Source organism: Rufibacter latericius (genome assembly GCF_003721515.1).
GTDB lineage: Bacteria > Bacteroidota > Bacteroidia > Cytophagales > Hymenobacteraceae > Nibribacter > Nibribacter latericius.
On the sequence record NZ_RJJD01000021.1, the window covers coordinates 204,430 to 227,019 of the forward strand.

Here is a 22,590-nt window from a genome sequence, read left to right on the forward strand (position 1 = left end):
GTTTTTAGGGTCGTTTCACCAAGGCCAGAATGAAAGCAGGCAGCAGCTTAGTCTCCTAGGAAGCCACGTTCGGGTATTCGGAAAGTTTGTCGTACTTTCGCGGCTGTAAACGTGAGGCAAAGGCTTCTCATTAAGAAAGGTACATCATGACGAAAATACGTTCTACCACCGTACTGGGAATTTACCATAACGGGGAAGTGGCGCTAGGTGCCGATGGCCAGGCCACCATGGATAAATACATTGCCAAGAGCAACGTGCGGAAGGTACGGAAGTTACAGGACGGCAAGATAGTGACCGGTTTTGCCGGTTCCACCGCCGATGCCTTCACCCTGCTGGAGCGCTTCGAGGAGAAACTCAATGCTTATGGCAACAACATGAAGCGGGCGGCCATTGAACTGGCCAAAGACTGGCGCAAAGACCAGTACTTGCGCAAACTGGAAGCCATGATGGTAGTAGCTAACAAAGAGGAACTGCTCATCATCTCAGGCACCGGCGACGTGCTGGAGCCAGATCACCAGATCGCGGCCATCGGGTCAGGGAGCACCTACGCGCAATCTGCGGCGCTGGCTTTGAAGAAACACGCCCCGCACCTCACCGCCGAGGAAATGGTACGCGAATCGCTCAACATTGCCGCCGATATCTGCATCTACACGAATCACAATTTGATTATCGAAAAACCGAACTAACCCGGTTTATTTCCTGTTTGCTCCATGGTTTCTCTGTCTATACATTGAAACGGTGCAGAAACACTTAACCCATTACATAAAAAACAACCAATTAATAGAAAATGAAGGTAACGCAGTTCCTGAAAGATCATTACAAGCATTTCAACGCAGCCGCCCTTATTGACGCCGCTGAAGGGTATAAAACCCATTTGAACGAAGGTGGCAAGATGATGATCACCCTGGCCGGTGCCATGAGTACCGCCGAGTTAGGAATTATCCTGGCTGAGATGATCCGGCAGGACAAAGTACAGGCCATTACCTGTACCGGCGCTAACCTGGAAGAAGACATCTTCAACCTGGTGGCCCATGATTTCTACGAGCGTATTCCTAATTACCGTGACTTAACGCCACAAGACGAGCAAGACCTGCTGGACCGTCACCTGAACCGCGTCACCGATACCTGTATCCCAGAAGAAGAGGCCATGCGCCGTCTGGAGCACGTGGTTTTGAAATACTGGCAAAAAGCAGATCAGGCGGGTGAGGCGTATTTCCCGCACCAATTCTTTTACCAGATCCTTTTGTCTGGTGAATTGGAGCAGTATTACCAAATTGACCCTAAAAACAGTTGGATGCTGGAAGCGGCCAAGAAGAACCTGCCTATTTTCGTACCGGGCTGGGAAGATTCTACCTTGGGTAACATCTACACCGGTCACGTGATCTCTGGTGACATCAAGAATGTACATACCATGAGAACCGGTATCCAGTACATGATGGAGCTGGCCGAGTGGTACACCAACACCGCCAAAGAAGACTCTACCATTGGGTTCTTCCAGATTGGTGGGGGTATCGCGGGAGACTTCCCTATCTGCGTGGTTCCTATGCTGCACCAGGATTTACAGCGCACCGGGGTTCCGTTGTGGGGATATTTCGCCCAGATCTCTGACTCCACTACCAGCTATGGTTCTTACTCCGGCGCAGTGCCGAATGAGAAAATCACCTGGGGTAAACTGGGCATCGACACGCCAAAATTCGTGATCGAATCTGATGCGACCATTGTGGCACCTCTAGTGTTTGCCATCGTTCTGGATATGTAATTCAGCAGATTGCAAATAAAGTTAAAAGGCGGAAGTTCATTCCGCCTTTTTTTATGTCCTTTTTGTATGACTTTTCCGATATTTTTAATAACTTGATAAACTAGGTCCGTTTACCAAGCTTTTTAAAAATCATTGGTACTCATGTTCATACGCCATCTGACCCTTTTTGCTAGAGATATCAAAGCCCAACGGCTTTTTTATGGTCAGTCGTTAGGGCTGCACCTGGTAGCTTCTTCCCCCCGCGCCTTTACCGTACAGGCGGGATCTTCCCGGCTCACCTTTGAACAATCAACTGGACAGGAAGCGCCGCACTATCACTTTGCCTTCAACATCCCTGAAAACCAATTACCCGAAGCCAAAGCTTGGCTGCAATCCCGTACTTCTTTGTTGAGCAAAGACGGCACTGACGTATTTGTTTTCGCTCCCGCCTGGAACGCAGAAGGCCTGTATTTCCTGGACCAAGATGGGAATGTGGTGGAATTCATCGCTCGCCATAACCTTTCTACCTCTTCCCAAGATCCTTTTGGCCCGCAGAGCCTCCTTTGCCTGAGCGAAATGGGCTTGGTAGTTCCAGAGGTTGCTCCTGTAGTAGACACCTTAAGACAGCAGGTAGGGCTATCGGTTTGGCAGGACGCCGGACCTGATTTCAAAGCCCTTGGTTCAGAAACCGGTTTGTTGATTTTGGTAAAAGAGACCAGGCCCTGGTTTCCTACCCAACTGCCCGCCACTGTTTCCAGCTTTCAGGCTGTTTTGCTGAAAGAAGGTCAAAAATACCAGATCATGTACACTCCCGAGGGGTTAAAAATATCCGAATTTATTCCGGAAAATGTAGAAATACCCGCTTAAACGGGGCTTAGACTATTTTTTCATTTTCTTATAAATTTTTAAAACCTTCCTGGATTAGGAAATCGTAAGTAACGGAGATACAGAATTTTAAAGACCAAGAAAAAATGAGAAAGCACTACCATCTGTCAACCATCCTACTAGTGATTTTAATGGCGGGCCTAAGTGGCTGCCTGGGCTTCGGAAACCGCAAATTTGGATCAGACTACAGCTATGCGGGCGCTTTCCATAAATACCGGACCTTTAACTTTATCACCCACGCCTCTGAAGAAGACAGCACCACCCTTAAAAATTACGAGGTGCTCAAGAAATACATCCGGGAACGTCTGGAGATCCAGGGCTACGAGTTCAGTGACAAAAAGCCCGATCTGCTGGTGAGTTACTACATCTATTACAATGACCTGAACATGAAAGGATATGAGCAGGAGGAGTTTGACATCTGGCTGGTGAACAATGAGGAACCCGAGAAAGAAAAAGAGCACGAGGCCTACAAACCTATCAAAATGTACATGAGCCAGGGCACCCTGCTAGTGACGCTGCTGGACCATAAAAAACAAAATGCCGTGTGGCAGGGCTACACCTCCGGGGTACTTTCTGACCCCACCACCGAGAACACGGCTTACCTTAACCGGGCGGTGAGAACCATCTTTGACCAATACCGGGTTTTCAGAAAAGGCTACCTGCGGGAGAACTCGGCTAACAACTGATTTTCAGGCAAGCGTTATAAAAGGGTTTTGCAGTTGATTTGAAAAAATTGACCGCAAAACCCTTTTTATTTTATAGCTTGTTTCCCAAAAACTGCCCGAAAACGAAGCAATACCTTTCCAGGTTATTTCTTCCTTTGGGCACCTATTTTCCGTACATAGAACCCCGTACATGAATTTTCCTTCTTACCTCCTGGAGCCAACTCAACAGGAACGTCTGGCGGTGCAACAGGCCGTTGAAACATACATCCAGAGCTTCCTTACCCAATTGCCTACCCTTCCGGCGTTCGTGGATTCACCCGAGAAAGGAGCCGGCCTTCTGGAAAGTCCGATTGAAGATACACCCATCTCTATAGAACAGGCCCTTGGTTTATTGCAAACCCAAGTAGACGAGCCAGGAATCACTTCCGCCTCTGGTGGGCACCTGGGGTATATACCGGGAGGTGGCCTCTATTACTCCGCTTTAGGTGATTATCTTGCGGCGGTCACCAACAAGTATGCGGGCATTTTCTTCTCGGCCCCGGGAGCGGTACGCATGGAGAACATGCTCCTCCGCTGGATGGCTAGCCTAATTGGCTTCCCACAGGATGCCGCTGGAAATCTCACCTCTGGGGGCAGCATTGCCAGCCTAATCGCGTTGGCCACGGCCCGAGATGCTAAGAAAATCACAAGCCGTATCATTCCAGATGCCGTGGTGTACACCACGGCGCATGCCCACCACTGTTTAGACAAAGCCCTGCGCATTGCCGGGTTAGGTGAGTGCCCCGTGCGCCACATCTCCATGGATGATCGCTACCGCATGGTCCCAGAAGCGTTGGAACAAGCCATCCTGGAAGACAAAGCTGCCGGTCTTATACCCTGGCTCCTCATCGCCTCGGCCGGAACCACAGATGTGGGGGCTATTGATCCTTTGACTCATTTAGGGAAAATTGCCCAAAAGCACCAACTATGGTACCATGTAGACGCCGCCTACGGCGGATTCTTCACCCTGGCTCCCTCTGGAAAACCGCGCCTGCAGGGTATCGGCGAGGCAGATTCGGTGGTAATGGATCCGCACAAAGGCTTGTTTATTCCTTATGGTTTGGGCGCGGTCCTGATCAAGAACCGGAAGCAAACCGCCGAGACGCACCACTACCTGGCAAACTACATGCAGGATGCCCTCTCCGCCACTGAAGAAGCCTCTCCCGCAGACCTGTCTCCCGAACTCAGCAAGCATTTCCGGGGCCTACGGCTATGGCTTCCCTTGAAACTGCACGGTGTTGGTGCTTTCAGAAATGCGCTGGAAGAAAAATTAAACCTGGCGCAGTACGCCTATGAACAATTGACCAACCTGCCAGGGTTTGAGGTACCGGTGGTTCCAGAATTATCAGTGGTGATTTTCCGCTACGTTCCCAAAGCTGGCATTGAAGCAAACGAATTCAATCAGAAACTGATAAAAGCGGTACAGCAAGACGGACGAGTGTTCTTGTCCTCTACCCTGCTGGACGGGAATTTCATGCTGCGCCTAGCCATCCTTTCGTTCAGAACCCATCAGGATACCATTGACTTGGCCTTGAGGATCCTTCAAGAAAAAGCCACCGAGATAGAACAGGAAAGCAGAAGCTAAATGAACAGGAGTTTTAGGAGGATTTCAACCAAAACAGGCTTAAAGCGAGATCTTACCGGGAGGTAGTGAGTTTGATGGTATCTTTTGCCTCTACTCCAACCAACGGAAACTCGCCGGCTTTTAGGTACAGGTCACCGTTTTTGGTAAGCAGGGTAAGGTTATCCAACTCTATTTTCCATTGGAAGTTGTGCCGGTTGAGGTACTGAATGGCCTGCGAAACCACCTCCGGAGAGGTATCCCCTAAGGCCAGGGAAAGGTGCGGCATCCAGACATCGGGATGGTAGTAGGAACAGATTTCCTGGCTGATAAGGCAAACTGCCTTGTACAATTGCCCATGGAACTGGTTTACTTTTGCCGTCCGGATGACGGGGATATATAAAACGGGCTTCTCCCCGGGAAAAATGCCCAGTCCGGTAGTGTTGATCCGGAACCGACAACAAATTCCGGCGGCATGGCCTAGGGTTTTCTGCAGATTATGGAGACTTCCGTCATTAACGGTAAGCCAAGTAATGTGTGGATACGGGGTTTTCTGTACTTCTCTCAGCCCAAATTCGCGCTCCAAGCCAAATATCAGTTGGTTCAATCGGTCTGAATGTTCGGCATCGAGCAAAGAAACAATAGCTACCATAGCTTATACAATTTGCGTTTTAGGGCTGGCCCTCCAAGATAACGAATGAATCAGGCAAACGTTGATTTTTAAGGCTGTATATTATCAAGGTGTTTATCTTGATCGAAGCATTTCTTTAAGGAAAACAGCGTTCATGAAGTGTTGTTCCTATTTAACTCCTTAAAAATCAGTGAAGGCTTAGGTAGTTTAGTAAAACCGTTCACCTCTTCCTCCTTCTTACCTTATTGATAGTTTAGTATTCCCCTTTTAGATAAAAATACAACTATGCTATCAGCAATTTCTGCGTGAAATCCAGAAGTATAGTGTACTTTATCTACGTACCTGTTAGCTGGCCTCATTTGTTGGATTCCTGCCAGCCAGAGGGAATTATCCTTTTCGGCATATTTATCCCACTCTTGATACATCTTGGCATAACCGCAGCCAGGGTAACATTCTTTTGCCTCTTTCAAGGTTAGAAAGAAAGGCTCCTTAGGCTGATACTCATAACAGGAAATAGGTTGCCAGACAAAAAGGCTTGGGATTTTAGCTTTGTTTGCTACTGCCTCAATCAACTTCCTGTTCTGCCAGTACCGTTGATGAACAATTTGTATTGAATCAGCAGCACAGCTGTACTTGGGTTCTGGCGGTTCAGGGGAAATCCCTAACAACCGATAACGCAAAGAACGAGCTAGGCGGCTTAGAGATAAACCTTGGAACCAAAACCGAAACAAGGTACCCGGTTTCTGAGCGAAGAGGGCTTGGGTCTGTTCTACAAACTCGGGTTCAGGTTGGGCATATTCATTCAATCCATCAACAAAAACCACAAGATCAGGTCTAACCCCCTCTAACAGTAGTTTTTCAAAAAGCGCCCGTTCCTGAACTGAATAATAAAATCCTCGCCCAAAATTATAGCACCTTACTTTTGAATGTATCTTCTTTAAAGAACGCTGTAAATGCGAAGGAAGGGTCTCAGAATCTGCAACGCCATACCCAAAAGTGGTGGACCCTCCAAACACAAATACATTCGTATACTGTGAATCCAAAGGCCAAGGCCCTTGCTCCCACCCCATCCTGAAACCAGCTGGGTGCACATTCAAGTACTTCCCTTTAAAAGGCGCTTCTTTAAATCCGGTGAAACTTTCGTATTCCTGTTTCCTGGTCCAGGTTTCAGTTAGCAGAATATCCTGTTCCTGGTCTGAGTAGGATGGATAAACTGACCGCAAGGCTTTCCTTCCATACTTTAGCACAATAGGGTTAGAACGTTTGAGTTCCTGATCTTTGTAAGCGTAAAATAAGGAGAGTATCCCATTTAGCACTACCACCAACAGTAGAAGGGTAAATACCTGAACCGCTACGAATTGGTACCCTGACACCCATTTCTTATTCATAAGCCTTATATTTCGGGCTGCAATTTGATAAAATTCAGAGTTCTTTTATAATGGGTGATTTTGTTCTTGGGATTTCCGCTTATTACCATGACGCGGCGGCCTGTTTGGTTGGTAGAGGAAAAATCTGGGCAGCAGCTCAGGAAGAACGCTTTACCCGTAAAAAATTTGATGACGCATTCCCCGAGCAAGCCATCCGCTACTGTTTGTCTGAAGCCGGAATCACTCTTTCTGAGGTAGAAGCTGTTGTTTTCTACGACAAACCCCTCCTTAAATTTGAACGGCTGTTGGAAACGTATTACCAGAATGCACCCAATGGATTTACCTCTTTCCAGGCCTCTATGCCTATCTGGTTAAAGGATAAACTTTTCCTGAAAACCACCCTGCAAAAAGCATTCAAAGAAATAGACCTTGAAACAGAACCTCCTCTATTCTTCTCTGAACACCACCTTTCCCACGCCGCCAGTGCCTTTTATTCCTCGGCATTTGAAGAGGCAGCAGTACTAACCATTGATGGAGTGGGCGAATGGGCTACTGCGGGTATCTATCACGGGCAAGGCACCCAATTGAAATCATTGGTAGAAATGAAGTTTCCGGATTCTGTGGGCCTGCTTTACACCTCTTTTACCTATTTTTTAGGGTTTAGGGTTAACAGTGGGGAATACAAATTGATGGGTTTGGCCCCTTATGGAAGACCGGAACAGTCTCAGCAACTAAGGCAGAAAATAGAACGCGAGCTGGTTACTCTGTACGAAGATGGCTCGATCACTTTGAATCAAAAGTTTTTCCAGTATGCCACCAGTTTAAAGATGATCCATGAGAAAAATTGGGAGCAACTTTGGGGATTTCCTGTTCGTGCCTCTTCTGAGACTTTAAACCAAAACCATGCTGATTTAGCTTTGGCTATTCAACAGTTCACAGAAGAGGTAGTTTTAAGAATGGCCAAAACGGCTAAACGGTTAACGGGAAGTAAAAATCTTTGCCTGGCCGGGGGAGTGGCCCTAAATTGTGTCGCCACCGGAAAACTGGAAAATTGCGGAATATTCGAAAACATTTACACTCAACCCGCGAGTGGTGATGCCGGAGGGGCTTTAGGCGCAGCTCTTGCCTTCTCCCATCTTTATTTGAAAACTCCCCGCCAAAAAACCGACGGGTATGACGCCCTGCAAGGCTCCTACCTAGGGCCCGAATTTACTGAGAAAGAGATTGAAAACGCCCTCATCAGAAGCAAACTGCCTTTTGAACAATATGCCCAAGTAAATCAACTGGTAGAAATTACAGCAGAATATTTAAAGGAAGGGAAGATTGTAGGGTGGTTCCAGGGCAGAATGGAATGGGGTCCAAGAGCTTTGGGCAATCGAAGCATTTTAGCCGATCCCAGAAACCCTAAGATGCAGTCCATTCTCAATTTAAAAACCAAGCATCGGGAAGATTTCAGGCCCTTCGCTCCGGCTGTTCCTTTGGAGCACAAAGCCACTTATTTTGAGAATGGGGCACCTTCGCCTTATATGACCACCACCACCCTTTTAAAACCAGAACACCGCTTACAGGTAGAAGAGAAGTTCGCACAAAGTGATATAACGTCAAAACTTCACACGCCCAAAAGCAATTTACCAGCCATTACCCACTCAGATTTCTCGGCTCGGGTACAGACCGTAACCCCAGGCACCAATGAGCGTTTCTGGAAACTCCTGAATGCCTTCGGGAAAAAAACCGGAACACCTGTGTTGGTCAACACCAGTTTCAACGTAAATGAAGAGCCCATTGTAGCTTCTCCTTCAGATGCCCTTAGATGTTTTGTAGGTACTGAAATAGATTTGCTTGTAATAGGTAACTTTGTTGTCAGAAAACCTTGAACAACATGGATTCTCTAAAAGAAATCTGGCATTACCTGCTCACCAGGAAAAAGTGGTGGCTCACCCCTATTTTGTTTCTATTGCTTCTCCTGGGCTTAATGGTAGTGGTAGGAGGCCCCGCTGCATCCTTTATCTACGCCCTTTTCTAAGTTATGCCAAACAAACGCGTCCAAACTCTGGAGGCTGCTGCCTCCTTTGCAGTTTTGTTGCTCCTTTTCTATTTCCTCTGGTTTTCTAACGTCATCTTGGTGGGGGTTGCCGGAGGTGTATTGGTTTTGGCTTTACTGTCAGTGCCTCCTGTTTCCTGGATTCTAAATAAATGGATGACCCTGCTCCATTTCATAGGAATAATAAACACAAAACTCCTATTGGCCATCCTCTTTTTTGGGGTGCTCACACCTGTTGCTTTGGTTTATCGTTTATTCCATAAATCAGCAAAAAAGGAATCCTCCAACTTCGTTCAGAGAAACCACACCTTTGGTCCTTCTGATTTTGAACGCCCGTTTTAAACTGGAACTTAGATATAATCATAAGTGGTTTATGGCCTATTTTCCAGAAACCCCCTTCTAAAGCACCTCTTTCCATCTAATTACCTGGAAATGTCTTAAACATATAAAGGGCACGTTTTTGACAGCTAATTTGTTTTAACTCAGCCGTATTTTTGCTAAAAGACCTAATGCCTAAAAGGCAAACGCCTGATAATTTTCAAAGTGTTACCTTTGCGCTTCGATATAGTTTGATCCATGATTTCCATTAACAACCTCAACTTCCATTTCGGGAGCCGCACCCTGTACGAAGACGCCAACCTGCACATCAAACCGAAGGACAAGATCGGGTTGGTGGGGCTGAACGGAACCGGTAAATCCACGCTGTTGCGCCTGCTGGTGGGCGAGTACAAACCTGATGGTGGCAGCATCCAGATGGGACGCGAGACCACGCTGGGTTTCCTGAACCAGGATTTGCTTTCCTATGACACGCACGAGAGCATCCTGAACGTGGCCATGCAGGCCTTTGAGGAAGCCATTCAGCTGCAGCTCAAGATTGACGAGGTGCTACACCAGATGGAAACCAATTACCAGGACGAGCATATCGACAAGCTGGCCAAATTACAGGAGCAGTTTGAGGCTCTGGACGGCTACAACATGCAGATCAAGGCCGAAGAGATTCTGGAAGGCCTGGGCTTTACCACGCAGGAACTGCAACAACCCCTGAAGACTTTCTCCGGCGGATGGCGCATGCGGGTGATGCTGGCAAAGATACTGTTGCAGAAACCTTCCCTCCTGCTTCTGGATGAGCCTACCAACCACTTGGACTTACCTTCCATCAAGTGGCTTGAAACCTACCTGAGCGCCTATGAAGGTGCTATTGTGATTGTCTCCCACGACCGCGAGTTCCTGGACAAGACCATCACTACCACCGTGGAGGTATCGGGGCAGAAACTGAACGTGTACGCGGGTAACTACAGCTTCTACCTGGAGGAAAAAGAGCTTCGCAACGAGATTCAGAAGGGTGCTTATGAAAACCAGCAGCAGCAGATAAAGCAGGCCGAGCAGTTTATTGCCCGTTTTAAGGCAAAGGCCACCAAAGCTAAGCAGGCCCAAAGCCGCATGAAGGCCTTGGAAAAAATGGAACGTATTGAAGACGTGGCGGGCGATGCCCCGGTGGTAAACTTTAAGTTCCAGTTCACCGTGCAACCCGGCCGAAACATCCTTCGCCTGGAGAACGTGGCCAAAAGCTACGGCGAGAAATTGATCTTCAAGAACACCCACGTGAACATTGAGCGGGGCGATAAGATCGCGCTGATTGGTGCGAACGGAAAAGGAAAGTCTACGCTCATGCGCATCATCGCCGGTGACGAGCCTATCCAGGGCGCCCGGCAGTTGGGCCACAACGTAATCATGGCCTTTTACGCCCAGCACCAATTGGAAAGCCTCAACGTAGAGAATGAGATTTTGCAGGAGATGGTACAGGCCGGCAGCCGCCGTACCGAAATGGAATTGCGCGGCGTTCTAGGCTCTTTCCTGTTCACCGGCGATACCGTTTTCAAGAAAATAAAGGTATTGTCTGGGGGCGAGAAAAGCCGGGTAGCGTTAGCTAAAACACTTATCTCGGAAGCCAACTTCCTGCTACTGGATGAGCCTACCAACCACTTAGACATGCAGTCGGTGAACATCCTCATCCAGGCGCTGGAGCAGTACGAGGGTACGTTTGTGGTTATTTCCCACGACCGCTACTTCGTGGAGAACGTGGCCAACAAAATCTGGTACATTGAAGACTATGTACTGAAGGAATACCCGGGTACCTACCACGAGTACGAGTACTGGATGGAACAGCGCGAGAAGGGCATCAAAAAAGTCAGCCCGCAAGCCGCTGCGGCTAAGGCTCAGGCTAAACCAAAACCTACCGCCAGCCAGCAGCAGGAACTGGAGCAGGAACTCAAGCGCGTCAACCAGAAAATGAAACAGATTGAAGGCCTGGTGAACGAACTGGAAGGCAAGCTGAAGAACTGCGAAAACAAACTGGCTCTGCCCAGCACCTACGCCGATCCGGCTGCGCTTCACGAAGCCACCCAGCAATTCAATAAAGTAAAAGCCCAACTGGACAAAGAGCAAAGCACCTGGGAGCAACTCATGGAGCAGGTAGACGAGCTGGAAAACCAATTGAAATAAATCACCTAAACCCCACACTCCTCAGATTTGTGGGGTTTCTTTTTGGCTAATTTCGGGAAAACAGACCCAAAGCGGAGGTAAGATACAAGGGTTCTTTCTCCTTATCGTTTAGATGAGAAGTTCTATTATCTTTAAGCAGGCCTCCCTTTGCTTCTTAGGGACAAGGCATTCCCGTATATAAAAATATCGGCAGCTAAGCCTGCTGCCAATAAGTTGAACCTTACCCATGATACAAACCATTAACTGGAAACACGCTTTCTTCACCTTGGCTTTGGCGGCCGCTTCTCTCACGGGCTGTGTGCCGGTAGAGACAACGGGCACCGGAACAGGAACCTCAACGTCAGGCCCCATCCGGTATGAAGACGCTGTCTATGGCTCTGATGTCCGCTCAGTGCAGTTTTATGCCAAGAACTTCAACGTGGGCGATGTGCTGGCCCCACCAGTTGTTTCCATAAACCAGTCCAGCCCGTTGGTGCTGGAATTTGACCGGATGTCTGCCCCGGGGAGAAGAGCCGTGGTGAAGCTGCACCATTGCAACGCCGATTGGAAACCTTCACAGCTTCAGCCTCTGCAGTTTGTGCAGGATTATAATGAGTTCTTCATCCTGGAAGTGGAACCCTCGGCGGGTACTAAGGTGCCGTATTGGCATTATCGGTTTCAGTTGCCCCGCGTGAAACTTAGCGGGAATTATCTCATGGAAGTCTTAGAGGAAGGCGGAAACGCACTACTCACCCGGCGGTTTGTGGTGTATGAAGAGCAGGTGAATGTGGGCTTGAGACCAGTAGCCACGCCTGGAGCCGGTGACCGCTACGAGCGGCAGCAGTTAGACTTTAACATCTTCTATGCCCAGTATCCATTGGTGAACCCGGCCCAGGAAATTAAGGTAGTCATGCGCCAAAACCACCGCTGGGACAACGCCAAGTACTTCACCCGCCCCACCTTCATCCAGGAAGCACAACGTCGCCTGGAGTACCAACTGTTTGATGTGGAGCAAGCGTTTCTTGGTTTAAGCGAGTTCCGGGCCATAGATACCCGCAGCGAACGGTTCAGCGGCATCGGGATTGAGCGCCGCGATATGTCCGCCAACCCAGACCGCGTATTTGCCACCCCGGGCCGGAGTCGCGCCCGTGAGGTCTACAGTTCTCAACCCGATGCAAACGGAAAATTCATCTTCGGGAGCCGCGAGTACGGCAACGCCCCGCTGAACGCCGATTACCAGCAAGTGACATTCCGGCTTCAGGCCCCTGAACCAGCCCCCGGCCCCGTCTATGTTTATGGCGGCCTGTCCGACTGGCAACTCCAAGAGCCCTTCCGGATGACCTACGATGCCGAGAACCGACTTTACACCGCCGATGTCCTCCTGAAACAAGGGTACTACAACTATTATTTCGCGGTGAAAGGCGCCAACGGCCAACCAGATGCCCGTTACTTTGAGGGAAGCCACTTCGCCACGGAGAACGTCTACGATGTGCTGGTCTACTATCGCCCGCCGGGCTCCCGCGCTGACTTGCTTATCGGGTACTCCACCACAACTTTCAATCCGCAAAAATAAAAAACAGGAACGCCTCTCTTTCACGAAGAGAGGCGTTCCTGTTTTAGCCCTGTTTTCAAGAATATGGACCGAAAATGGGTTCCACCCTGTAGCGAGGTTACAGGGTAACGCCGCTACGCTTTTAGGCTATTTTCAGTAAAACAGGCTAAAAACACTATTCCAAATAGGCTTTAAGCTTCTGAACCAAAACCTCGTTAATGCGCACGTAAGATTCCTGGGTCCAACCGGCAATGTGGGGAGTAAGAATCACGCGCGGATGTTCCATTAAATAATCCAGGCGATTTTGTTGTTCTTGGGTAAGGGTTTTCAGTTTCTCGTTTTCCAGCACGTCTAAGGCGGCACCCAGCACTTTCCCAGTTTTCATAGAATCTATCAGGGCAGCGTGGTCCAACACCTCTCCGCGGGCGGTATTCAACACCCACAAGGGATGCTGGAACCCGGTAAGAACCTGGGCATTCACGAAATGATGGTTCTCTTTGGTGTAGGGGATGTGCAAACTCAGCACTTGGGCTTTCTCCTGGATTTCCTCTAAAGAAGTCAGCCGAACGTGTGGGAACGGGTTGTCTACGGTTTGTTTGTCATAGGCCAGTACCTCACAGTCAAACCCCATCAGCCGCTTGGCGAAGGCTTTGCCCATGTGTCCGTACCCGATCAACCCGATGGTCTTCCCGCCTATTTCCTCGCCGCGGTTGTCCTCCCGTAGCCACTGCCCCTGCCTGATCTGTCGGTCGCCTTGGGTAATTTTCCGGAACAAGGCTAATAATAGCCCAAGGGTATGATCGCCTACGGCATCGCGGTTGCCCTCGGGAGCGTTGATCAGGGTAATGTTGCGGGCTTCCAGCACGCCGTCATCTATGTTGTCTACCCCGGCTCCGGCTCGGGCTACTATCTCCAGTTTTGGGGCAAATTTCAGCAAATCGGCCGTGATTCGCATTTTACTGCGCACTACCAGCATCTGGTACCCGGGCAGCAAAGCAGGAACTTCTTCTTTTTTCACCTCCGGCAGATACGTCACCTCCACACCCAGGTTTTCCAGCATGGGCATGAGGCTCTCGTGCATCAGGTCAATCACGAGACAACGAAAAGGGGATTGGTTTAAAGTCATATTCAAAAGCATGGACTGGAAAAGAACGACTCCAGAACTCAGATCAAAGATTTAATAATAAGTGGGCTACCATAAAGTACACGGCGAGCCCAAGTAAGTCATTGGCAGTGGTGATAAACGGACCCGCGGCTACGGCGGGGTTAACCCCATATTTATCTAAAATCATAGGAGTTACGGTACCCATAAAGGAAGCCAATAACACCACGCTGAATAAGGCAACGGCCACCACAATGGACAAGGTGAGTTGCACGCCCAACAGCACGTTGAATCCAAATACTAGCCCAGACATGACCAGGCCATTGATGATCGCCACCAACAGCACCTTCACAATCCGGGAGGTAAAGTTATCGAACATGATAGTTTTATTCGCCAGCGTCTGGATGATGATAGACGAAGACTGGATTCCTACATTTCCGCCGGTAGCGGTAATCAAGGGAGTGAACATGGCCAAGGCAGGAATGATGGAAATATCACCCTCAAAAAGACCGATGAAGCGGGCGCCCAACAAACCGCCTACCATGCCCACCATGAGCCAAGGTAAGCGCGCACGGGAAAGGCGGAACACGCTGTCGTCTTCCTCAATGTTCTCGGTGATACCGGTCATCAACTGACGGCTCAGCTCGGCCTGCTCCTGAATCACGTCAATCACATCGTCAATGGTGATACGGCCCAACAGACGGCCTTGGATGTTCACGACGGGAATGGCATCCAGGTCATATTTTTGCATGACGGTGGCTACTTCCTGCTCGTCTTTATAGGACTCGATGGAAATGACATCGGCATCGTAGATCTGGGAAATGGGCGTGTGGTCGTTGGAGAGCAGCAGGGTTTTCATGCCCAGGCGACCCACCAGTTTGTCGCGGTCGTCTACCACGTAAATGGCGTAGACTTTCTCCACTTCCTCGGCCTGACGGCGGATCTCCTCTATGCACTGCCCTACCCGCCAGTTCAGGTTCACCTTGATGAGCTCCTTCGCCATGAGACCGCCGGCGCAGTCCTCATCATAATGAAGGAGTTCAATAATATCTGCGACGTGCTCCTGATCTTCCAGCAGGGCGATGATCTCCTCTTTGCGCTGCACCGGCTGCTCGTTGAGCAAATCCACAGCGTCATCAGAATCCATCTCGCCAATGTAGCGGGCAATCTCCTCAATGGTGAAGTTCTTCAGGAAATTGGTGCGCACGTCAGAGTCCAGGTCGCTGAGGATCTCGGCGCCCACATCGGCGGGCAGCACATCCATCACGTACTTGCTCTGCTCGGTGTTTAGTTCATAGAGCACCGTGGTGATGTCCACGGCGTACATCTCCTCCATGTTGGAGAGAATGAACTCGGCATCGCGGCGCTCGATGGCGTCCTCTATCTGGTCAATAAACTCACGGGTGATTTCAGACTGCATGCTGCTGGATCAGAAGGGTCAGGTTTATAAAATCAGACACGGAAAGCTGTTCGGCGCGCTTATCAAACAAGGCATCCTGGGCAACCTCCAGGGGTAAGTTAAACGGTTTAAGGCAGTTCCTGAGGGTTTTACGGCGAGTAGCGAAACTTGCTTTCACTACCTTGAAGAACAGTTTCTCGTCACAGGGCAGTTGGGCCACCTCGTTGCGCGTGAGCCTGATGACCGCGCTTTTCACTTTGGGCGGCGGGTTGAACACGTGCTCGTGCACCGTGAACAGGTATTCAATGGTATAAAAGGCCTGCAGCAGCACACTCATGATGCCATAGGTCTTGGAGCCGTGCGCCGCCGCGATGCGCTCGGCCACCTCTTTCTGAATCATGCCCACCACCTCAGGCACCTGGTCGCGGTGGTCCAGCACCTTGAAGAAAATCTGGCTGGAGATGTTGTAGGGGAAATTCCCGATGACGGCAAACGGCCCGGTGAACAGCGTTTTAAGGTCGGTTTTCAGGAAATCGGCAAAAAGCACGCGGCCTTCCAGTTGCGGATAATGCTCGTTGAGCCAGGCAATGGACTCGCGGTCAATGTCCACAATAGTGGTTCTGTATTCGGGGTGATTTACCAAAAACTGGGTCAAAACGCCCATGCCAGGACCCACTTCCAGCACTTCCTGTACCCCGTTGGGCAGGCGCAGCGCCTCCACTATGTTCTGGGCGATGTTGAGGTCAGTAAGGAAATGCTGACCCAGGTGTTTCTTGGGCTGGACGGGCTTCACTGGTTTTGGTTTCCGTTTGTTAAGGCTATATTGCAGCTCAAAGATACACATCTTATGCGCACAGAACTGACCTACGCTGCAACATTACCCGCTAATACCAGCACCGCCGTGTTGGTGCCGGGCCGCGAGCATCTCCCCGAGGAACTTTTCTCCGCCGATGAGCTGACTTACATCCACCGCCAGCTGGAGCTGAAAAGCACCCTGGTAGGCATCAATAAATTCACGCACCAACTTTACCTGGTGCTCACCGAGCCCAAACGCAAAGGCACCGAAACCCAGGAAGCCCTCCGCAAAGCAGGCAACGCACTGCACCAACGCCTCTCCGCCGACAAAGTGGACCACGTAGTGCTGTTGGATGGAGCCGATGGTGAGGCCTCCCTGTTTGTAGCCGAGGGCCTGGTGCTGAGCAACTATTCGTTCCAGCGCTATAAGACCCAGAAAGCCACCGCTCCTACGTTGCAAACGGTGACTATTACCGGTGTGGGCGTGTCGCAGACGCAGGTAGCGGAACTGTCCCACCTGCTGGATGCCGTCTACAAAACCCGTGACCTCATCAATACCCCACCCAACATGCAGACGCCAACGCTTTTGAGCGAGCAGATCCAGGAGATGCTGGACGGCTCCGGCGTGGTGTCTGAAGTGCTGGACCTGGTGCAGATCCAATCCCTGAAAATGGGTGGTCTGCTGAGTGTGAGCCAGGCTTCTGACGAGTCGCCTACCTTCAACATCTTGGAGTGGAAACCCGAGAACGCTACTAACGCCCAACCTATCATTCTGGTGGGAAAAGGCGTGGTCTATGACACCGGCGGCCTGAGCTTGAAGCCCACGCCCAACTCCATGGACTACATGAAATCCGATATGTCCGGCGCGGCTGCTGTGGCCGGACCCCTGTATGCCCTGGCGCAAAACAAAGTACCCCTGCACGTGATCGGGTTGATCCCGGCCACGGATAACCTTATCAGCGGCAAAGGATTCGCCCCCGGCGATGTGATCACCATGCATAGCGGCCACACCGTGGAAGTCCTGAACACCGATGCTGAAGGAAGATTAATCTTAGCCGATGCCCTGCACTTTGCCAAGCGCTACAATCCGGCATTGGTGATTGACATTGCCACCCTCACCGGAGCCGCCGCCCGCGCCGTAGGCCGCGAAGGCATTGTGATGATGGGTACCGCCGATGATTTACTTAAAACAGACCTGAAACTGGCCGGGGAAGCAGCCCACGAGCGCTTGGTGGAGTTACCGCTGTGGGACGAGTACCAGGAGCACCTCAAATCAGACATCGCAGATCTCAAGAACATCGGCGGAGCCGAGGCTGGGGCTATCTCTGCGGGCAAGTTCCTAGAGTTCTTCACCAGTTATCCCTGGATTCACCTGGACATCGCCGGTACGGCTTATCTATTGAGTCCAGATTCTTACCGTGGCAAGCACGCCACCGGCAGCAGCGTTCGGTTGCTGTACCATTTCCTCACTTCACAAGCTACTGCTTAATCAATGGAGCAAAAGACCAAGCCCCGCATAGGGATTACCATAGGAGATATCAGCGGCATCGGGCCGGAAGTTGTACTGAAAACCCTTTCTGATAACCGGGTGCTGCATTACTGCACACCTATTATATATGGCACCGCCTCGGCGGTAAACAAGTACCGCAAGCTGCTGGGGTTGGATAACTTCAACTTCCAGATTATCCAGGATTTTGAACAGCTACACCCCAAAAAAACACACGTACTCAACTGCGTGGAGGAAGAGATTGACTTCACGCCAGGCACGCCAACGGCGGCCACCGGAGCCTTGGCCCGCGCGGCCTTGTTGCGAGCCGCACAGGACCTGAAAGACGGCAACATCCAGGCGGTGGTCACAGCTCCCATTGACAAAGACAATACCCAGGGCGAAGGCTTCCAGTTCCCGGGCCACACCGAGTTCTTCACCACCTATTTTGACGCTCCCGATAGCCTCATGTTCCTTGTTGCTGACGGGTTCAGGGTAGCCACCGTTACCGGGCATTTGCCCTTGAAAGAAGTAGCAAACCAGATCACCCCAGAACTGCTCATCCGCAAACTCAACATCCTGGACAACTCACTGCGTAAGGATTTCGGGATACAGAAACCACGTATTGCCGTGCTTGGGCTTAATCCGCATGCTGGCGAGAATGGGTTGTTGGGCACCGAGGAAACCGAGATCGTGATTCCGGTAATTGAGCAACTTAAAAACAAAGGAAATCTGGTGTTCGGCCCCTTCCCTGCCGATGGATTCTTCGGGACGCGCAGTTACCAGAAGTTTGACGCCACCTTAGCCCTCTACCACGACCAAGGCCTGATTCCGTTCAAGACCATCGCCTTTGAACGTGGGGTGAATTTCACCGCCGGCTTGCCTATTGTGCGTACTTCGCCAGACCACGGCACCGCCTATGACATCGCGGGCCAGAACAGAGCAGACGAGACCTCGTTCAGAGAAGCCTTGTTTGCGGCCATTGACATTCTGCGGGCTCGGGCCGAAGCTTAGATTTTTGAGAAGATCGAAACTTAAAAGCGTTTCGGTGCTGATTTCCAGAAAACAGCACCGAAACGCTTTCTCATGTATTTCTATTAGTATGGTGCTTGCTCAGTTCTTTGGTAAAACCATCCGTACAAGGAATCCGGAAGAACAGGTTTAAGGCAGGTAAAAAGGTATCTTTCTCATAATGAACTACTCCCGTTTAGAAGCTGTTTTCCCCAAGACAAGCCGAAAACGGCTATTTATTAACCAGCGCAAAAAAGGCATTTGTATTTTATAATTCAGATATTCTTGCTAATTTTGCGACTTGCAAAAAAAGAGGCAACGTGAAGGAGATTAAGAAATACGATATCAACCTTGTGAAGCTTGGCAACAAAAGCCACAGCTACGAGTTTGAGTTGGATGAGCGCTTCTTTGAGTTGTTTGAGCAGGAGTTGATCCTGGGCGGCAACTTGAAGGCAGAGGTAGTGCTGCACAAGTCGGAGCTTCTTTTGCAGTTCGATTTCCAGATCAAAGGGACAGTTCGCCTGATCTGCGATAGGAGCTTAGAGGAATTTGAGCAACCTTTGGAAGTGGAACAAACGCTGCTCGTGCGCTACGGCCCAGAAGATTTAGAACTGGACGTGAACGTGCTGCAGGTTACCCCTGATACGCAGTACATCAATATCGCCCAGCATTTGTATGATTACATTGGGCTGGCGGTGCCCATGAAAAAACTGCACCCCAGGTTTGTAGAAGAAGACAGTGAACTGGAAGATGATCCTGAGGCAGAAGGCCTGCTGATCTACTCCACCGGCTCTGACGGAGACGACGAGGACGGCAATGACGATGATGACGAGGACGGTCCTGTAGACCCGCGCTTCGCCGCCCTTAAAAAGTTAAAATAAGTTTATAACCAATTTTGTAATAATTACCTGAGATGGCACATCCTAAGCGAAAAATCTCCAAAACCAGAAGAGATAAGAGAAGAACGCACGACAAAATCACTCCAAAAGCGATTTCTATCTGCCCTAACACCGGTGAGGTGCACCAATACCACAGAGCGTACGTAGTAGACGGCGATCTGTACCACAACGGCAAAGTGGCCATCAAGAATTATACCTCTGTTGCGTAATAAAGCTTGCCTAGACAGGCTTTATTTTAGTTACTTGTAGGATAATTTACGAAATACGCTTTACATGAAAATAGCTCTGGATGCAATGGGAGGCGACTTCGCCCCCGACGCAGTTGTAGAAGGCGCACTTTTGGCGGCTGAGACCTTGACGAATGAGATTGAGATTTTCCTGATCGGAGATGAAAAAAGAATCCATTCCCTTCTGCAAAAGCACGGCTACACCGGTTCCAGAGTAAAGGTTGTTCACGCATCTCAAGTTATTGGGATGGGTGAACACCCTACTAAAGCCCTCACCCAGAAACAAGACTCCAGCATAGCGGTTGGGTACGGCATGCTGGCCTCCAAAAAGGTAGATGCCTTCTGCAGTGCCGGCAACACCGGAGCCATGCTGGTAGGCGCTGTCTTCAGCGTGAAACAGGTAGAGGGCATCTTACGGCCAGCCCTGGCCAGCTTCATTCCCAAACTGAAAGGCGGATTAGGCGTGCTACTGGACGTGGGCGCAATTGCCGACTGCAAACCCGAGATTCTGGAGCAGTTTGGCGAGATTGGTTCTCTCTGTGCAGAACACATCTTAGACATCAAAAAGCCCCGCGTGGGCCTCATGAACCTTGGCGAGGAAGAAGGGAAAGGCACCATGGTGACCCAACCCGCCCACAAGCTTCTCAAAGAAAACAAATCCATCAACTTTATCGGGAACATTGAAGGACGCGACCTGTTTAACGACAAGGCCGATGTCATTGTGTGTGATGGGTTCACCGGTAACGTTCTCCTGAAGATGGCAGAGTCAATCTATGACATCCTGGTGGAGAAAAACATGAAGGATCCATTTTTTGACCGCTTCAATTACGAGGCGGTTGGCGGCAGCCCCATTCTGGGGGTAAATGGCAATGCAGTCATTGGGCACGGCGTTTCCAGCCCTACCGCAATCTGCAACATGCTGCACCTCGCCAACAAAATGGCGGAGTCGCACATTGCCGAGAAATTCAAGAAACACTTTAGCGCCTAACGTGCGCTCCTTCACTAGACATTCCATCCAAACAATATGAGCAAAATTACCGCCGCGATCACCGGTGTGAGCGGATATGCCCCAGAGTATGTGTTGACCAACCAGGAGTTGGAAACCATGGTAGAAACCAACGATGAGTGGATTGTTTCCCGCACCGGCATCAAGGAAAGACGCATTCTGAAGGGTGAAGACCAAGGTACTTCTGCCATCGCTATCCCGGCGGTTCTGGACCTGCTCAAGAAAACCAACACCAAGCCAGAGGAAGTAGAAATGCTAATCTGCGCCACCACCACGCCTGACCTGGTATTCCCGGCTACGGCCAATATCATCACGGCGGAAACCGGCTGCGTGAATGCGTTTGGGTATGACTTGCAGGCTGCCTGCTCTGGTTTCCTGTTTGCCTTGGCTACGGGTGCCCAGTTCATAGAAACCGGCAAGTACAAGAAAATCATCATCGTGGGTGCTGATAAGATGTCCGCGATTGTGGATTATACAGACCGCGCCACGTGCATTATCTTCGGAGACGGAGGCGGAGCGGTGATGCTGGAGCCGAACACAGAGGGCTTGGGCGTTCAGGATAGCATTTTGAAATCTGATGGTTCAGGGGTTCCCTTCCTGCACCAAAAAGCAGGAGGAAGCCGCCGACCGGCTACTCAGGAAACGCTGGACAGAAGAGAGCACTTTGCTTTCCAGGAAGGTCAGCAGGTATTCAAGTTCGCGGTGAAAGGCATGGCCGATGTTTCTGCCGAGATCATGGAACGGAACAACCTTACCGCCGAAGACATTGCCTGGCTGGTTCCTCACCAGGCCAACAAGCGCATCATTGACGCCACGGCTAACCGCATGGGCGTTGGACCCGAAAAGGTCATGATCAACATCCAAAAATATGGCAATACTACCAGCGGCACAATTCCTTTGTGTCTGTGGGAGTTTGAAGACCAGCTTAAAAAAGGTGATAACGTGGTTCTAGCTGCTTTTGGCGGTGGTTTCACCTGGGGATCCATTTATTTGAAGTGGGCGTATGACCCCAAGTAAGGACCTCGTTTTTAAGGCACTTTTCTAAAATAGATCAAAAAATTCGGCTATCTTTGGCCGAATTTTTTTATGTCCAATCGGGAAAAACCCGTAGGCATTTTAAACCGAAACACAAGACAAACTATGGCAACCACCGCTGATTTCCGCAACGGGCTTTGCATCGAATTTAACGGCGACCTTTGGCTTATTTCTGAGTTTCAGCACGTGAAACCAGGCAAGGGTCCGGCTTTCGTCCGTACAAAACTCAAGAACATCAAAACCGGCAAAGTGGTGGACAACACCTTCACAGCCGGCGTGAAAGTAACCACGGCCCGGGTAGAGCAGCGTCCGCATCAGTTCATCTTCAAAGATGATTACGGCTACAATTTCATGGACCTGAGTACTTTTGAGCAAGTGACGCTGAACGAGAAACTGGTACCTTTTGCTGACTTGATGAAAGAAGGCCAGGAAGTAACTATCTTGTTCCACGCCGAGACAGAAACGCCCTTAACCGCTGAACTTCCTACGTATGTAGAACTAGTTATTACGTATACTGAGCCGGGTATCAAAGGAGACACGGCCACCAACGCCTCTAAACCAGCCACTGTAGAAACAGGCGCGACTATCTCTGTTCCGTTATTTATCGGGCAGGATGAGAAAATCAAGGTAGACACGCGTACCTATACCTACGCCGAACGAGTAAAATAGA

General features: G+C 50.1%; 21 protein-coding genes. 16 read left to right on the plus strand and 5 right to left on the minus strand.

Annotation, left to right across the window (positions count from 1 at the left end; all coding sequences use genetic code 11):
- The first annotated feature begins 146 nt into the window (after window positions 1-146).
- The 5 genes from hslV (at window position 147) to EFB08_RS20665 (ending at window position 4,912) form a co-directional block, all read left to right on the plus strand.
- Entirely contained in the window at window positions 147-686 is a 540-nt protein-coding gene (gene hslV, locus EFB08_RS20645) for an ATP-dependent protease subunit HslV (protein ID WP_123128871.1), read from the plus strand.
- A 101-nt stretch (window positions 687-787) separates the two neighbouring features.
- Window positions 788-1,759 carry a deoxyhypusine synthase family protein gene (locus EFB08_RS20650; protein ID WP_123128872.1) on the plus strand — a complete coding sequence of 324 codons (972 nt, stop codon included), beginning with the start codon at window positions 788-790 and terminating at the stop codon, window positions 1,757-1,759.
- 141 nt (window positions 1,760-1,900) lie between these two features.
- Window positions 1,901-2,605 carry a VOC family protein gene (locus tag EFB08_RS20655; RefSeq protein WP_123128873.1) on the plus strand — a complete coding sequence of 235 codons (705 nt, stop codon included), beginning with the start codon at window positions 1,901-1,903 and terminating at the stop codon, window positions 2,603-2,605.
- A 104-nt stretch (window positions 2,606-2,709) separates the two neighbouring features.
- On the plus strand, window positions 2,710-3,309 hold the full coding sequence (locus EFB08_RS20660) for a DUF4136 domain-containing protein (RefSeq protein ID WP_123128874.1): 600 nt from the start codon (window positions 2,710-2,712) through the stop codon (window positions 3,307-3,309).
- A gap of 169 nt (window positions 3,310-3,478) precedes the next feature.
- Complete coding sequence (locus EFB08_RS20665; RefSeq protein WP_123128875.1) at window positions 3,479-4,912, plus strand: pyridoxal phosphate-dependent decarboxylase family protein; 1,434 nt, start codon at window positions 3,479-3,481, stop codon at window positions 4,910-4,912.
- Window positions 4,913-4,964: 52 nt separating this feature from the next.
- Here EFB08_RS20665 and EFB08_RS20670 read toward each other — a convergent pair whose 3' ends face one another.
- Both EFB08_RS20670 and EFB08_RS20675 read right to left on the minus strand, forming a co-directional pair.
- Window positions 4,965-5,540 carry a 2'-5' RNA ligase family protein gene (locus tag EFB08_RS20670; protein ID WP_123128876.1) on the minus strand — a complete coding sequence of 192 codons (576 nt, stop codon included), beginning with the start codon at window positions 5,538-5,540 and terminating at the stop codon, window positions 4,965-4,967.
- Between the two features lie 221 nt (window positions 5,541-5,761).
- A complete protein-coding gene (locus EFB08_RS20675; RefSeq protein ID WP_123128877.1) occupies window positions 5,762-6,907 on the minus strand; it encodes an SGNH/GDSL hydrolase family protein in 1,146 nt (381 codons plus the stop codon).
- A gap of 50 nt (window positions 6,908-6,957) precedes the next feature.
- Between EFB08_RS20675 and EFB08_RS20680 the strand changes: the two genes are divergently transcribed.
- The 4 genes from EFB08_RS20680 to EFB08_RS20695 all read left to right on the plus strand — a co-directional run bounded on the left by EFB08_RS20680 (window position 6,958) and on the right by EFB08_RS20695 (window position 12,981).
- Window positions 6,958-8,760: a carbamoyltransferase family protein gene (locus EFB08_RS20680; protein ID WP_123128878.1), complete on the plus strand. Its 1,803-nt coding sequence runs from the start codon at window positions 6,958-6,960 to the stop codon at window positions 8,758-8,760.
- A 5-nt stretch (window positions 8,761-8,765) separates the two neighbouring features.
- Window positions 8,766-8,909, plus strand: a complete 144-nt coding sequence (locus tag EFB08_RS23625; RefSeq protein ID WP_165864982.1) for a DUF5989 family protein — start codon at window positions 8,766-8,768, stop codon at window positions 8,907-8,909.
- A gap of 594 nt (window positions 8,910-9,503) precedes the next feature.
- Window positions 9,504-11,429: a ribosomal protection-like ABC-F family protein gene (abc-f, locus tag EFB08_RS20690; RefSeq protein WP_123128880.1), complete on the plus strand. Its 1,926-nt coding sequence runs from the start codon at window positions 9,504-9,506 to the stop codon at window positions 11,427-11,429.
- 226 nt (window positions 11,430-11,655) lie between these two features.
- Window positions 11,656-12,981 (plus strand): type IX secretion system plug protein, encoded by a 1,326-nt coding sequence (locus EFB08_RS20695; RefSeq protein WP_123128881.1) that lies wholly within the window; start codon window positions 11,656-11,658, stop codon window positions 12,979-12,981.
- A gap of 154 nt (window positions 12,982-13,135) precedes the next feature.
- On the opposite strand, the gene EFB08_RS20700 is transcribed toward EFB08_RS20695, so the two are convergent.
- The 3 genes from EFB08_RS20700 to rsmA form a co-directional block, all read right to left on the minus strand.
- Complete coding sequence (locus EFB08_RS20700) at window positions 13,136-14,053, minus strand: NAD(P)-dependent oxidoreductase (RefSeq protein ID WP_262707493.1); 918 nt, start codon at window positions 14,051-14,053, stop codon at window positions 13,136-13,138.
- A gap of 76 nt (window positions 14,054-14,129) precedes the next feature.
- Entirely contained in the window at window positions 14,130-15,482 is a 1,353-nt protein-coding gene (mgtE, locus tag EFB08_RS20705; protein WP_123128883.1) for a magnesium transporter, read from the minus strand.
- Window positions 15,472-16,254, minus strand: coding sequence for a 16S rRNA (adenine(1518)-N(6)/adenine(1519)-N(6))-dimethyltransferase RsmA (gene rsmA, locus EFB08_RS20710; protein WP_123128884.1), 783 nt, complete (start codon window positions 16,252-16,254; stop codon window positions 15,472-15,474). Before rsmA ends, mgtE begins: the two co-directional genes overlap by 11 nt.
- Before the next feature lie 54 nt (window positions 16,255-16,308).
- Here rsmA and EFB08_RS20715 point away from each other — a divergent pair, with 54 nt between their 5' ends.
- From EFB08_RS20715 to efp, 7 genes are all read left to right on the plus strand, one after another.
- Window positions 16,309-17,745: a leucyl aminopeptidase family protein gene (locus tag EFB08_RS20715; RefSeq protein WP_123128885.1), complete on the plus strand. Its 1,437-nt coding sequence runs from the start codon at window positions 16,309-16,311 to the stop codon at window positions 17,743-17,745.
- A 3-nt stretch (window positions 17,746-17,748) separates the two neighbouring features.
- The gene (pdxA, locus tag EFB08_RS20720; RefSeq protein ID WP_123128886.1) at window positions 17,749-18,756 is read left to right on the plus strand and encodes a 4-hydroxythreonine-4-phosphate dehydrogenase PdxA; all 1,008 of its coding nucleotides are present in this window, start codon (window positions 17,749-17,751) and stop codon (window positions 18,754-18,756) included.
- Between the two features lie 317 nt (window positions 18,757-19,073).
- Window positions 19,074-19,634, plus strand: a complete 561-nt coding sequence (locus tag EFB08_RS20725; RefSeq protein ID WP_123128887.1) for a YceD family protein — start codon at window positions 19,074-19,076, stop codon at window positions 19,632-19,634.
- A gap of 32 nt (window positions 19,635-19,666) precedes the next feature.
- The gene (gene rpmF / locus EFB08_RS20730; RefSeq protein ID WP_062544815.1) at window positions 19,667-19,861 is read left to right on the plus strand and encodes a 50S ribosomal protein L32; all 195 of its coding nucleotides are present in this window, start codon (window positions 19,667-19,669) and stop codon (window positions 19,859-19,861) included.
- A 64-nt stretch (window positions 19,862-19,925) separates the two neighbouring features.
- Entirely contained in the window at window positions 19,926-20,867 is a 942-nt protein-coding gene (plsX, locus tag EFB08_RS20735; protein ID WP_123128888.1) for a phosphate acyltransferase PlsX, read from the plus strand.
- Window positions 20,868-20,903: 36 nt separating this feature from the next.
- Window positions 20,904-21,902: a beta-ketoacyl-ACP synthase III gene (locus tag EFB08_RS20740; RefSeq protein ID WP_123128889.1), complete on the plus strand. Its 999-nt coding sequence runs from the start codon at window positions 20,904-20,906 to the stop codon at window positions 21,900-21,902.
- A gap of 123 nt (window positions 21,903-22,025) precedes the next feature.
- Window positions 22,026-22,589, plus strand: coding sequence for an elongation factor P (efp, locus tag EFB08_RS20745; RefSeq protein WP_123129079.1), 564 nt, complete (start codon window positions 22,026-22,028; stop codon window positions 22,587-22,589).
- Window position 22,590: the final 1 nt, after the last annotated feature.

What these genes read in the sequence shown, in the direction of transcription:
- hslV (WP_123128871.1), top strand. Translation starts at nt 147, where the DNA reads ATGACGAAAATACGTTCTACCACCGTACTGGGAATTTACCATAACGGG.
- EFB08_RS20650 (WP_123128872.1), top strand. Translation starts at nt 788, where the DNA reads ATGAAGGTAACGCAGTTCCTGAAAGATCATTACAAGCATTTCAACGCA.
- EFB08_RS20655 (WP_123128873.1), top strand. Translation starts at nt 1,901, where the DNA reads ATGTTCATACGCCATCTGACCCTTTTTGCTAGAGATATCAAAGCCCAA.
- EFB08_RS20660 (WP_123128874.1), top strand. Translation starts at nt 2,710, where the DNA reads ATGAGAAAGCACTACCATCTGTCAACCATCCTACTAGTGATTTTAATG.
- EFB08_RS20665 (WP_123128875.1), top strand. Translation starts at nt 3,479, where the DNA reads ATGAATTTTCCTTCTTACCTCCTGGAGCCAACTCAACAGGAACGTCTG.
- EFB08_RS20670 (WP_123128876.1), bottom strand. Translation starts at nt 5,540, where the DNA reads ATGGTAGCTATTGTTTCTTTGCTCGATGCCGAACATTCAGACCGATTG.
- EFB08_RS20675 (WP_123128877.1), bottom strand. Translation starts at nt 6,907, where the DNA reads ATGAATAAGAAATGGGTGTCAGGGTACCAATTCGTAGCGGTTCAGGTA.
- EFB08_RS20680 (WP_123128878.1), top strand. Translation starts at nt 6,958, where the DNA reads ATGGGTGATTTTGTTCTTGGGATTTCCGCTTATTACCATGACGCGGCG.
- EFB08_RS23625 (WP_165864982.1), top strand. Translation starts at nt 8,766, where the DNA reads ATGGATTCTCTAAAAGAAATCTGGCATTACCTGCTCACCAGGAAAAAG.
- abc-f (WP_123128880.1), top strand. Translation starts at nt 9,504, where the DNA reads ATGATTTCCATTAACAACCTCAACTTCCATTTCGGGAGCCGCACCCTG.
- EFB08_RS20695 (WP_123128881.1), top strand. Translation starts at nt 11,656, where the DNA reads ATGATACAAACCATTAACTGGAAACACGCTTTCTTCACCTTGGCTTTG.
- mgtE (WP_123128883.1), bottom strand. Translation starts at nt 15,482, where the DNA reads ATGCAGTCTGAAATCACCCGTGAGTTTATTGACCAGATAGAGGACGCC.
- EFB08_RS20715 (WP_123128885.1), top strand. Translation starts at nt 16,309, where the DNA reads ATGCGCACAGAACTGACCTACGCTGCAACATTACCCGCTAATACCAGC.
- pdxA (WP_123128886.1), top strand. Translation starts at nt 17,749, where the DNA reads ATGGAGCAAAAGACCAAGCCCCGCATAGGGATTACCATAGGAGATATC.
- rpmF (WP_062544815.1), top strand. Translation starts at nt 19,667, where the DNA reads ATGGCACATCCTAAGCGAAAAATCTCCAAAACCAGAAGAGATAAGAGA.
- plsX (WP_123128888.1), top strand. Translation starts at nt 19,926, where the DNA reads ATGAAAATAGCTCTGGATGCAATGGGAGGCGACTTCGCCCCCGACGCA.
- EFB08_RS20740 (WP_123128889.1), top strand. Translation starts at nt 20,904, where the DNA reads ATGAGCAAAATTACCGCCGCGATCACCGGTGTGAGCGGATATGCCCCA.
- efp (WP_123129079.1), top strand. Translation starts at nt 22,026, where the DNA reads ATGGCAACCACCGCTGATTTCCGCAACGGGCTTTGCATCGAATTTAAC.